General features: G+C 70.9%; 8 protein-coding genes and 1 pseudogene. 5 read left to right on the top strand and 4 right to left on the bottom strand.

Features of this window, described 5'->3' with window-relative positions; genetic code table 11:
• Window positions 1-132, top strand: a pseudogene (locus ABZZ74_RS44485) (electron transfer flavoprotein subunit alpha/FixB family protein); the annotation flags it as partial.
• 58 nt (window positions 133-190) lie between these two features.
• On the opposite strand, the gene ABZZ74_RS44480 reads toward ABZZ74_RS44485, so the two are convergent.
• The gene (locus tag ABZZ74_RS44480) at window positions 191-1,132 is read right to left on the bottom strand and encodes an endonuclease/exonuclease/phosphatase family protein (protein ID WP_356949835.1); all 942 of its coding nucleotides are present in this window, start codon (window positions 1,130-1,132) and stop codon (window positions 191-193) included.
• Window positions 1,133-1,342: 210 nt separating this feature from the next.
• On the opposite strand from ABZZ74_RS44480, the gene ABZZ74_RS44475 reads away from it, so the two are divergent.
• Window positions 1,343-2,647 (top strand): aldolase/citrate lyase family protein, encoded by a 1,305-nt coding sequence (locus ABZZ74_RS44475; protein ID WP_356949834.1) that lies wholly within the window; start codon window positions 1,343-1,345, stop codon window positions 2,645-2,647.
• A gap of 95 nt (window positions 2,648-2,742) precedes the next feature.
• On the top strand, window positions 2,743-4,833 hold the full coding sequence (locus tag ABZZ74_RS44470) for a protein kinase (RefSeq protein WP_356949833.1): 2,091 nt from the start codon (window positions 2,743-2,745) through the stop codon (window positions 4,831-4,833).
• Here the strand turns inward: ABZZ74_RS44470 and ABZZ74_RS44465 are convergent.
• The gene (locus tag ABZZ74_RS44465; RefSeq protein WP_356949832.1) at window positions 4,803-5,576 is read right to left on the bottom strand and encodes a hypothetical protein; all 774 of its coding nucleotides are present in this window, start codon (window positions 5,574-5,576) and stop codon (window positions 4,803-4,805) included. The two genes, ABZZ74_RS44470 and ABZZ74_RS44465, sit on opposite strands and share 31 nt — an antisense overlap.
• Window positions 5,577-5,583: 7 nt before the next feature.
• Window positions 5,584-6,633 (bottom strand): LacI family DNA-binding transcriptional regulator, encoded by a 1,050-nt coding sequence (locus ABZZ74_RS44460; RefSeq protein ID WP_356949831.1) that lies wholly within the window; start codon window positions 6,631-6,633, stop codon window positions 5,584-5,586.
• A 235-nt stretch (window positions 6,634-6,868) separates the two neighbouring features.
• Here ABZZ74_RS44460 and ABZZ74_RS44455 point away from each other — a divergent pair, with 235 nt between their 5' ends.
• Window positions 6,869-7,816, top strand: a complete 948-nt coding sequence (locus tag ABZZ74_RS44455; RefSeq protein WP_356949830.1) for an ROK family protein — start codon at window positions 6,869-6,871, stop codon at window positions 7,814-7,816.
• Window positions 7,817-7,974: 158 nt separating this feature from the next.
• On the opposite strand, the gene ABZZ74_RS44450 is transcribed toward ABZZ74_RS44455, so the two are convergent.
• On the bottom strand, window positions 7,975-9,996 hold the full coding sequence (locus tag ABZZ74_RS44450; protein ID WP_356949829.1) for an NPCBM/NEW2 domain-containing protein: 2,022 nt from the start codon (window positions 9,994-9,996) through the stop codon (window positions 7,975-7,977).
• A 268-nt stretch (window positions 9,997-10,264) separates the two neighbouring features.
• Here ABZZ74_RS44450 and ABZZ74_RS44445 point away from each other — a divergent pair, with 268 nt between their 5' ends.
• Window positions 10,265-11,533: an ABC transporter substrate-binding protein gene (locus tag ABZZ74_RS44445; protein WP_356949838.1), complete on the top strand. Its 1,269-nt coding sequence runs from the start codon at window positions 10,265-10,267 to the stop codon at window positions 11,531-11,533.
• Window positions 11,534-11,550 lie beyond the last annotated feature (17 nt).

Raw genomic sequence — 11,550 nt, 5'->3', positions numbered from 1 at the left:
TCGAAGACGATCGTGGCGGTCAACAAGGACGCCGAGGCCCCGATCTTCGACCTGGTCGACTACGGCGTGGTCGGTGACCTCTTCGACGTCGTCCCTCAGCTCACCGAGGAGATCAACACCCGCAAGGGCTGATCACCGGACGGCTGTACGAGGCCCCCGCGACCGCACGAACGGTCGCGGGGGCCTCGTCTCACTTCAGGCGCAGCGAGACCTGGACGGGGAAATGGTCGCTGGGGTACTGGCCGTTCAGCGAGGACGTGTCGATCGACGCCTGTTCGACCTTGACGGTGGGGGAGACGAAGATCCAGTCGATGCGCTCGCCGTTCGGCTGCGGCGGCCGGTACCTGGCATGGAACGTCCCATACAGCGGCCCGCGCCGGGCCGCCGCGTCCCAGGCGTCGACGAGTCCGGTGCCGACCATCGTGTCGTAGGCGCGATTGGCATGCGCGTAGGCGTTGAAGTCGCCCGTCACCACGACCGGCAGCGCGCCGCGGAGCCGGTCGATCCGCTGGACGATGAGGGAGGCGGCCCGTTCGCGCGCGTACTGGCTCGCGTTGTCGAGGTGGGTGTTGAGGATGAGGAACTCGCGGCCGAAGGCGCTGAGATCGCGGAACCGCACCCAGGTGGCGGTACGGGGCGTGTCCCCGCCCCAGGTCTCCGAACCGAGCACGCCCGGGGTGTCCGACAGCGCGAACGTGCCGTGCTCGACGGGCGAGAGGCGGCGGGTGTCGTAGAAGAGGGCCGTGGACTCGTCGCCGCTGATCCGTTCGCGACCGGTGCCGATCCAGGCGTAGTGCGGAGCGAGGTCGGACTCGATGTCGCGCAGTTGCTGGTAGAGGCCCTCCTGGGTGCCGAAGACATCGGGGGCCGCCACGCGGAGCAGCCGCCTCGTCGCGGGACGGCGGTCGGCCCAGCTGTCGGGTTCCTCCGTGCTGGCGAACCGCAGGTTGAACGTCATCACGCGCAGATCGGGGACCCGGTGCCCGGTCACCGGGGCGCGGCGGACTCGGGGCGCCTCCGCCGAGGCGGAGGGGGCGGAGACCGCGGCCGCGCTGGAGAGGGGGAGGGTGACCGCCGCCGCAAGCAAGGCCTTGAGGCCCAGTCGGCGGGGGACTCGGTGCTGGTTCGGCACGGGGGCTCCTTCGGTCGCGAGGCCAAACGAGTCGCCCGTCGGGGCGAGTTGTGTGTCGAGCAGTGTGATACCCGGGTGTGAGTGGGGCGTGAACATGCCGAGGTGACGGCGTGGCCGGGTGTGGACATGGTGTTGACCATCCCGAGGTGCACGGATACCTTCGTTCTACGGATTGTTGATTCCGTAGAGCGGAAAACAGGAGGGTATGGGATGGGCCAGGGCCAGCAGGAGACGGTGGCGACGAGCCTCGCGGGCGCTGTCAGCGAGGAGATCAGTGCCTCCCTCGCCCCGGTCGACGCCGAGTTGGAGCGCCGCTACCCCGGCGACCCCGGCACCCGCCAGCCCGTCCACACCGTGTACGTTCCCGGGGACGCCTTCGCCGCCGACACCATCCGCTCCTGGGGCGACCGGGCGCTTACCGCCCTCGACGAACACGCCCCGGACGCCGCCTCCTTCGCCGCGGTCCTCGGTCTGTCCGACGAGCTCGCCGAGCCCGTCTACGCGCGCGTGCGCGCCAAGTTGGAGCGCGAGCCCGTCGAAGACCTGCGCGTGGACTTCGAGGACGGCTACGGCCTTCGCCCGGACGCCGAGGAGGACGAGACGGCGGCCCGCGCGGCCCGGCTGATCGCCGGGGCGTACGAGAAGGGGACCGCCGCGCCGTACATGGGCATCCGCATGAAGTGCATGGAGGCCGCGGTACGGGACCGGGGCATCCGTACCCTCGACGTCTTCCTCACCGGCCTGATGCGCGCGGGCGGACTGCCCGAGGGGCTGGTGCTGACGCTGCCGAAGGTGACGTACGCGGAGCAGGTCACCGCGTTCGCACGGCTGCTGGAGGAGTTCGAGAAGGCCCACGGCCTGGAGGCCGGACGGATCGGCTTCGAGATCCAGATCGAGACCAGCCAGTCCATCCTGGCCACCGACGGCACCGCCACCGTCGCCCGGATGATCCAGGCCGCCGAGGGGCGCGCCACCGGACTGCACTACGGCACCTTCGACTACAGCGCCTGTCTCGGCGTCTCCGCCGCCCACCAGGCAAGCGACCACCCGGCCGCCGACCATGCCAAGGCGGTGATGCAGGTCGCGGCGGCCGGCACGGGGGTCCGTGTCTCGGACGGCTCGACCAACGTGCTGCCCGTCGGCCCGACGGCGAAGGTCCACGACGCCTGGCGCCTGCACTACGGCCTGACCCGCCGTGCCCTCGCCCGCGCCTACTACCAGGGCTGGGACATGCACCCCGGCCACATCCCCACCCGGTACGCGGCCGTGTTCGCCTTCTACCGCGAAGGCTTCGAACAGGCCGCCGCCCGGCTCGCCCGGTACGCGGGCCGGATCGGCGGCGACGTCATGGACGAGCCCGCCACCGCCAAGGCCCTCAGCGGCTATCTGCTGCGCGGCCTGGACTGCGGCGCCCTCGACATCGCGGAGGTGGCCCGGCTGACCGGTCTGACCAGGGCCGACCTGGAGGGCTTCGCGGCGCCGCGGCGCGGGGACCTCACCGTCTCCGGCACGTAGCAGACCCGTCACAGCCGTCACCGTCGCCTGGTGTTGTCACCCCGGCCCCGTAGTCTGTTCGGCACGCAAGGACTGTCACAGGAACGGGGCGGGCGGTGTCTTCGGGGGAGCGTTCGGACGGGGGCGGTCGGCTGCTGGCGGGGCGCTATCGCGTCGTCGGGCAGCTCGGGCGCGGCGGAATGGGCGTCGTGTGGAGAGCCGTCGACGAGGTGCTGGGCCGCGAGGTCGCGGTCAAGGAGCTGCGGACGTACAGCGACGCCGACGGGCCCGAACTCGCCGATCTGCGGCTGCGGATGCAGCGCGAGGCGCGCGCGGCGGCCCGGGTGCGGCATCACGGGGTCGTCGCCGTGCACGACATCGGGGAGGTCGACGGGCGCCCGCTGATCGTCATGGAGCTGGTCGACGGCCCCTCCCTGGACGACGTGTTGCGCGAACGCGGCACCCTCGACCCGCGCGAGGCCGCGGGGATCGGCGCCAAGGTGATGGACGCGCTGGCCGCTGCGCACCGGGTCGGTGTCCTGCACCGTGACGTCAAGCCCGGCAACATCCTGCTCGACCGCTCCGGCGGCGTGGTCCTCACCGACTTCGGCATCGCCACCATGGAGGACCCGGGCGACGGCAACGCCACCCACCTCACCCGCAGCGGCGAACTGGTCGGCTCCCTGGACTACTTGGCCCCCGAGCGCGCCCAGGGCGCCGAACCCGGCCCGGCCTCCGACGTGTGGGCCCTGGGTGCCACCCTGTACGCGGCGGTCGAAGGGACCTCGCCGTTCCGCCGTACGTCGACGTACTCGACCCTCGCCGCGATCGTCAGCGAACCCCTTCCCGAACCGCGGCGCGCGGGCCCCCTGGGCCCCGTCCTCCAACGCCTCCTGAACAAGCACCCCGAAGCCCGCCCGGAGGCCGAGGAGGCCCGCGCGCTGCTCCGGGCGGTCGCGGACCTGACCGTCCCGGACATCCCGACGACGACCCTGCGTGGGGGCGGGGTGCCGGCGGCTCCTGCCGGGTTCGGACCAGCGGGGAGTGACAGGGCCGAACGGCTGGGTGAGGCCGGTGCGGTGGTATCCGGCGCCGGAGGGCGAGGCGAAGGCGTTGCGGGGTCTTCCGGGACCACACCACCCGGGGAGGCCGTGGGAGGGGCATCGAGGGCCGCGGCGTCGGAGGCGATCCGTCGGGGACCGTCGGCACCCGACCCCGAAGTGCCTGCTCCCGGCTCCGGCGAGCGTCCGGGGCCGGTGTTCCCGGTGTTCGGCGCGCCCGAGCCCGCCGGACGCCCGCCGGACACGGCGGCGCAACACCCGGAGCCGGCCGAGCACGCCGCACCAGGCTTCGGTCCCGCGGAGGGCTATGGAGGAGCCCCGTCCGGCCTCCACGGGCCTGAGACGACGGCACCGGACTTCGGCGGGCACGGGCCAACGACCCCCGGCGGCCCGGGAGGTACCGCCCCACCCGGCTTCAGGCCCCCGTCCACAGGGCTCGCGTCCGCTCCCACCGGGCCCGTCTCCTCCTCACCCCCGCCCCACCGAAAGGGGCGTGTCCTGCTCGCCGCTGTGGCGGTCGGTGTCGTCCTCGCGGCGGCCGGGACCACCGTGGCTCTCGTCAACGGCTCGGGCGGTGACCGGGCCGGTGCCGGACCGGCGACGTCCAGCACGAGCGCGCCCGACTCCGCGTCGGCGAGCGGGCGGACCGACGCCGATCACTCCGGGCGGCACCGGCGCACGGAACAGGGTGACGAGAAGACGCCGACCCCGACGGAGGACGGTGGCAAGAAGGGGGGCGTCCCAGCGGGAGGCGGCGGCGCGTCCGCGTCGGCCAAGCCGTCCGGCGGAGGCACCACCCGCGCGTCCGGCAGCACCGGCACCCCGACTGCCGGTTCCGGTCACGGTGGTGCCACTACTCCGGCGCCCTCCTGCACGGCCATCGGGGGCGGCAAGTACGACTGCACGGTCTGGCGGGACGCGAAGTCCTACACCGCCTCCGGCGCCGAGGCCGGCGTGCTGCACGCGGGCGTCAACTACTTCTACTGCCAGCAGAATCTCGGCCGACGCGAGACCTACGGCCGGTGGACCAATGTGTGGTGGGCGAGGACGGACGACGACAGCGGCAACACGAACGTCTACGTCAGCGACGTCTACGTCCGGGGCGGCGACAACGATCAGCCGGTCCCCGGGCTCCCCGTCTGCTGATCGCGCACGAACCGCTCCAGCCCCGACACCGTGACCAGCTTCTCCTCGGCGAACACCCGGGTGCCCCGCTCGCACAGCCGCACATCGGCACGGGCCCGTGCGCAGAACTCCTCGGGCGTCGCACCGAACAGTTCCCGCAAGCGGGCGGATCCCACGAGGAGTTCGGTCAGCAGCTCCCGCTGCCCGGGATGCGTCCGTGGCGCCGGGGTGCCGTTGTGCAGGACCCCGCGCCGGTTGACGTAGACATACGCGCCGGGCAGCCGCGTGCCGTCCTCCAGTTCGATCCGCACCTCCGGCGACGGCAGCCAGGCCCGCCGGAAGTTGCCGTACGGCAGCGGTACGCCCTCGCTCGCGTCGATCACCGCCAGTTGCTCGGCGTCCAACCACGTCACGAACAACTCCCGCACAGTGTCCGGTGCCTGGAACGGGGAGGCCGAGACATACCCGAGGCGGCTGACGTGTGCCGAGACACCGACGTCGATCCCGGTGACGTACGCCTTCACCATCGGGACGGGCGAGGTGATCCCCGACTCGGCCATCTTCCCGCGCAGTTGGCCGGGGCAGCCGTTGGAACCCACCGCCAGGACCGGCACGCGGTCCTCGTCGTGCACGAGCCGGTCCAGCGGCAGCAGATGGTCGCCGGAGAGAAGTCCGGACTCCGTGGGCCACGCGCCCGGGTAGAGCAGGGGATGGTCGCGCGGGGCCTTCGCCAGGCCCAGAGCTTCGAGGGTTCGCTCCCGCATGGGTGACTCAGTCCGCCGGCGGGAGTTCGCCCGATCCGCGGGTGATCAGCCGGGTGGGCAGCTCGATGCGCTCCGGCGTGATCAGGTCGCCGTCGAGCTGGCGGAAGAGCCGCTCCGCGGCGGTACGGCCGAGTGCCGCCGCGTCCTGCGCCACGACCGTGACGCCCGGCTGGAGAAGATCGGCGAGCTCGAAGTCGTCGAAGCCGACAAGGGCGACCGGGCGCTTGTGTTCGGCGAGGACGCGCACCGCGGTGACGGTGACCCGGTTGTTGCCCGTGAAGATCGCCGTGACCGGGTCCGGCCCGGACAGCATCTCCTCGGCAGCCCGCCGCACCCGCTGCGGATCCGTGACACCCAGGGACATCCAGGCGTCCGCCACCTCGATGCCCGCGTCCTCCATGGCGGCCCGATAGCCGCGCAGGCGCTCGGCGGCGGTATGGATGCGGGGCATGTCACCGATGAACCCGATCCGGCGGTGCCCGTGGGCGATCAGATGGGCGACGCCGTCCCGGGCGCCCCCGTAGTTGTCCGACAGGACGACGTCCGCGTCGATCTTCCCGGCCGGACGGTCCACGAACACCGTGGCGACGCCCGCCTTGATCTCCGGCTCCAGATAGCGGTGGTCGTCCCCGGCAGGGATCACCACCAGTCCGTCCACCCGCCGTGCGCACAGCGCCAGCGCCAACTCCTGCTCACGGTCGGGGTCCTCTGCGCTGGAGCCGTTGATCAGCAGGGCCCCGTGCGCGCGGGCCACCTCCTCGACCGCGCGGCTGAGGGGGCCGTAGAACGGGTCGGCGAGATCCTCCAGGACCAGTCCGATGCTGGCGGTACGGCCCTTGCGCAGCACGCGCGCGCTGTCGTTGCGGCGGAAGCCCAGCGCGTCGATGGCCTCCTGCACCCGGCGCTCCGTCTCGGGGGTGACGCCGGGCTCGCCGTTGACCACGCGGGAGACGGTCTTCAGCCCGACTCCGGCGCGCGCGGCAACGTCCTTCATGGTCGGACGGTTGCCGTAACGGCTCCCGGAAAGGCGGTCTGTACGGCGGGCGGTCTCGGGCACGATGCGCTGTCCTGTCCTGTCTCGTCCATAGGGATGCGTCGGACCATGAGTTTGTATGAGGATGTGGCGTCGAGCATAGAGCCTGGACAACGTTGTCATATGCGAGAGACACTGTCCAACGCAATCTCCGGCCTGCGTCCCCACCGCCAGACCGGCCCGCACTTCTCCGTGGCGGAGGGGGAACTCCCCCCGCGCCGACGGGGATCCGATTGGTTGACCGGGAGATCCGACACAGATGCAGACCGACCTCGTGGCCGCGCTGGACATCGGCGGCACCAAGATCGCCGGGGCGCTGGTGGACGGCCACGGCCAGATCGTGGTGCGTGCCCAGCGCGCGACGCCCGCGCAGCAGGACGGCGAGACCGTGATGGGCGCCGTGGCGGACGTCCTCGGCGAACTCACCGCCTCGCCCCTGTGGGGGCACGCCACGGCCCTCGGTATCGGCAGCGCCGGACCGGTGGACGCCTCCGCGGGCACCGTCAGCCCGGTCAACGTCCCGGGCTGGCGCGACTACCCGCTGGTCCAGCGGGTACGGGACGCGGCCGGCGGTCTGCCGGTCGAGCTGATCGGCGACGGCGTGGCCATCACGGCGGCCGAGCACTGGCAGGGCGCGGCCCGCGGCCACGACAACGCGCTGTGCATGGTGGTCTCCACCGGCGTCGGAGGCGGGCTCGTCCTGAACGGTCAACTCCACCCCGGTCCCACGGGCAACGCCGGCCACATCGGCCACATCAGCGTGGATCTGGACGGGGATTCCTGCCCATGCGGTTCACGCGGCTGTGTGGAGCGCATCGCCAGCGGACCCAACATCGCCCGCCGCGCGATCGAGAACGGCTGGGTCCCCGGCCCGGACGGCGACACCTCGGCCGCCGCCGTGGCCGCCGCCGCCCGGGCCGGCGACCCGGTCGCCGTGGCCTCCTTCGAGCGGGCGGCGCAGGCGCTCGCCGCCGGGATCGCGGCCACCGCGACCCTCGTCGAGATCGACATCGCGGTGATCGGCGGGGGCGTGGGCAAGGCGGGCGACGTGCTGTTCACCCCGCTGCGCAAGGCCCTCGGCAGCTACGCGACCCTCTCCTTCGTGCAGCGACTGGAGATCACACCGGCCCAGATGGGCACGGACGCCGGACTGGTGGGAGCGGCCGCGGCCGCGCTCGCCAAGCGGGCGGACGCGGCCGCGGTCTGAGCGCCCTGAGGGCGCTCTCGGGGCCTCGGAGGGCAGGAACGTTCAGGCGGGGCCGCTGAACTCCCCGAGCGGGCTCAGCGGCCCGCCTGAACGCCTTGTGGGCCGTGCCCGCGGCAGCAGCGGCCCACCCGTGCGCCGTACGAGCCCCTCGCGGGGGATCAGCAGGTCAGTCGTGCGTCCGCCCAGTCCGCGTGGTCCGAGTCGTTGCCGTCGCCACCGTCGGTGACGACCAGACGGACCACCTGGGCGCCGGTCACGTCCGCGGTGAGCGGCTGGGCCGGCATCGCGTTGGTCAGGACGCCGGTCGAGGCGACCTTGGTGCCGTCGGCCCAGACCTCGAAGGCGACGGTGCCGTTGGCGCCCTTCTCGTCGTCCACGCCGACGTCCGCGGTGAGTGTGGCGCACGCCGTGCCGGTGTAGAACTCGACGTCGCTGTCCGCGTGGACACCGAGCCCCTTGGCGTACACCACGCCGCCGAGGGTGATCGGATGCCCGTCACCCGCCTTGCTCTCACCGTTGCTGGTGTTGCGCTCGACCGGCCCGTAGCCGTTGGTGGCCGACAGCCACGGCAGATCGCCGAGGGACGAGGTGCCCGCGGGCGGGGGCACGACGACGGACACCGTCAGCGGGAGCGCGCCGGCGACGCGGGCACCGGTCGCCGAGCGGTAACTCGCCTTGAGGGTCAGCGCGTACGACCCCGTCGGCGTCCCCGGTGGCGCGGTGACCGACCACTTGGTGCGCAGGGAGCGGCCGGTCGGCAGGGCGAGGGCGTGGGTCGGGGAGGTCGCCCGGACGGTCCAGCCGTCGGGTCCCGTGAGGCCGGCCGACACGAGCAGTGCGGGGGTGCGGCCCAGGTCCGTCACGACCGTGGTCAGCGCGGCCGGTTTGCCCGCCTCGATCAACGGGCTGCGGTCCAGGCCGGTTTCGACGGCGGGCGGGTGCAGCGCCCAGGCGCGGTCGGCGAAGACCCGTACCAGGACCGTGCCGTGCGCCGGGACGGTCGCTGAGATGGCGCCCGCGGTGTTGTAGCTGCGGTGCTGCCACAGGTCGCGCAGGGTGTAGGCGGGAGCCTCGGGCAGGCCGACGGCCGCGGCGGTGGTGGCGATGTGCTGGGCGGAGTCGGACTCGTTGAAGAGGGCCACCGTGCGGCTGCCGTCCTTCATCTCCTTGGCGACGACCCAGCGCCCGCCCTCGGAGGAGACGACCGTGCCCTGCTTGCCCAGCGGATCCTGGTCGACCGCGACGACCTCCTTGTTGTCGAGGATGTCGAAGGTTCCCGGGGTCGCCTTGCGCAGGTCGGAGCCGATGAGCAGCGGCGCGGCCATGATCGACCACATCGAGAAGTGCGTGCGGTACTCGGTGTCGGTCATGCCGCCGTTGCCGACCTCCAGCATGTCCGGGTCGTTCCAGTGCCCGGGGCCGGCGTACGGCGCGAGCGGCAGGTTCTTCTTCAGAATCCCCACCATCGAGCCCCAGTTGTCACTGATGTCACCGGTGGTGCGCCACAAATGGCCCACGTCGGCGGCCCATTCCCACGGCTTGTTCTGGCCCCATTCGCAAATGCTGTAGACGATGGGCCGGCCGGTCGCCTTCAGGGCGTCCCGCATGGTCGTGTAGCGCAACTTGGCGTCCACACCCTGGTTGTTGCAGTTGTCGTACTTGAGGTAGTCGACGCCCCAGTCCGCGAACTGCTGGGCGTCGCTGTACTCATGGCCGAGTGCTCCGGGGAAACCGGCGCTGTTGCAGGTCTTGGTGCCCGCGCTGGTGTAGATCCCGAGCTTGAGTCCCTTGGAGTGGACATAGTCCGCGACCGCCTTGATCCCGTTGGGGAAGCGGACCGGATCCGGGACGAGTCTGCCGTCCGCGTCCCGGTTCGGCAGCGCCCAGCAGTCGTCGAGGTTGACGTACTGATAGCCGGCGTCCTTGAGGCCCTTCTCGACGAAGAGGTCCGCGATTCCCTTGACCATGGACTCGTTGAAATCGGCACGGCAGTGCGTGGAGTTCCAGTTGTTGAAGCCCATCGGCGGGGTGAGGGCCAGACCGTCCGCCAGGGTGGGTGCGGCGGGTCCGGCGGGGGGTGCCGCGAGGGCCGGCGCGGCGAGTCCGGCCGCGCACAGAAGGCTCGCGGCGAACGCTCCGACCACTCTTCGGCAGGTTGTGCGGGGGTGAAGGTGACGCATCGTTACGTTTCCTCCGAACACGCGAAAGGTAGGAGGACATCATGTCCTCGTCATCGGTGCGCGTTTACGGTAAGTCGTGTCGGACTCTGTTGGAAGAGATGAGGTAACGGTTGTTCGGTATCCCGTCAGAACCCTTGACGCCAAGGCCACACGGAGGTGAGATCCAAGCCACGCGTTCGGTTGTGTGGGGTGGCAACCCGAGGAGGGGGACATGGCGCAGTCATCGTTCGGCCGGTTGGCCCAGTCCAATGACCAGGCAGGTCATCGGATGTCCCGGCGAAATCTCTTACGCGGTGCGGCCCTCGGTGCCGGCGCGGTGACACTGCCCGCCCTGCTGTCGGCGTGCGGGAGCGGACCCGGCGGCGACAAGAAGGAGGTCTCCGTCGGCTCCAACGCCTCGGACGCCGTACCGAAGAAGGCGTACGCCGCCGCCTTCCAGGCGTACGAGAAGAAGTCCGGGAAGAAGGTGAAGGTCAACACCAAGGACCACAACGACTTCCAGGAGAACATCAACCGCTATCTGCAGGGCACCCCCGACGACGTCTTCATGTGGTTCGCCGGATACCGCATGCAGTACTTCGCGGAGAAAGGCCTGCTGACCGAGATCAGCGATGTGTGGAAGGCGTTCTCGGGATTCTCGGACGCGTTGAAGGCGCAGTCCACGCACGACGGCAAGCAGTACTTCGTGCCGTACTACTACTATCCGTGGGCGGTGTTCCACCGGAAGAGCCTGTTCCAGCAGAAGGGCTATCAACAGCCCACCAAGTGGGACGACTTCATCGCCCTGGCCAAACAGATGCAGAAGGACGGCAATCCGGTTGCTTTCTGCGACAAGGACGGCTGGCCCGCGATGGGCACCTTCGACTACATCAATCTGCGCCTGAACGGCTACGACTTCCACAAGTCCCTGATGGCGGGCGAGGAATCGTGGACCGACACCAAGGTGAAGAACGTCTTCGACACCTGGCGCGAACTCATGCCGTACTACCAGAAGGGCGCCCTCGGCCGGACCTGGGAGGAGGCCGGGCAGAGTCTGCAGCAGCGCAAGACCGGCATGGCCGTCTTCGGCATGCCGCACCCCGGTACCCAGTTCCCCGAGAACGAGCGGGACGACATCGACTTCTTCGCCTTCCCCGAGATCGACCCGCAGTGGGGCCAGGACGCCGTCGAGGCCCCCATCGACGGGTTCCTCGTCGCGAAGAAGTCCAAGAACCTGACCGGTGCGAAGGACCTGCTCAAGTGGCTGGGCAAGCCGGACGCCGAGGACACCTACCTCACCTACGACCCCAACAACGTGGCCGTCAACTCCGGCGCCGACACCTCCCACTACAGCGCCCTGCAGAAGAAGTCCGCACAACTCGTCTCGCAGGCGAAGCAGATCTCGCAGTTCCTGGACCGCGACACCCGGCCCGACTTCGCGTCGACCGTGATGATCCAGTCGATCCAGGACTTCATCGGCAACCCGAAGGACGTCGACGGGCTGTGCAACAGCATCGAGCGGCAGAAGAAGTCCATCTTCTCGCAGCCCGTCGGCTGATCACTGGGGGACAAGTT

It is taken from the genome of Streptomyces sp. NPDC006476, assembly GCF_040612015.1.
Classification (GTDB): Bacteria; Actinomycetota; Actinomycetes; order Streptomycetales; family Streptomycetaceae; genus Streptomyces; species Streptomyces griseorubiginosus_B.
This window is presented reverse-complemented; position numbering and strand designations above follow the sequence as displayed.

Bases quoted from the DNA above. Each gene is read 5' to 3' on its own strand.
- ABZZ74_RS44465 (WP_356949832.1), bottom strand. From the start codon at position 5,576: ATGCGGGAGCGAACCCTCGAAGCTCTGGGCCTGGCGAAGGCCCCGCGC.
- ABZZ74_RS44445 (WP_356949838.1), top strand. From the start codon at position 10,265: ATGTCCCGGCGAAATCTCTTACGCGGTGCGGCCCTCGGTGCCGGCGCG.
- ABZZ74_RS44450 (WP_356949829.1), bottom strand. From the start codon at position 9,996: ATGCGTCACCTTCACCCCCGCACAACCTGCCGAAGAGTGGTCGGAGCG.
- ABZZ74_RS44455 (WP_356949830.1), top strand. From the start codon at position 6,869: ATGCAGACCGACCTCGTGGCCGCGCTGGACATCGGCGGCACCAAGATC.
- ABZZ74_RS44475 (WP_356949834.1), top strand. From the start codon at position 1,343: ATGGGCCAGGGCCAGCAGGAGACGGTGGCGACGAGCCTCGCGGGCGCT.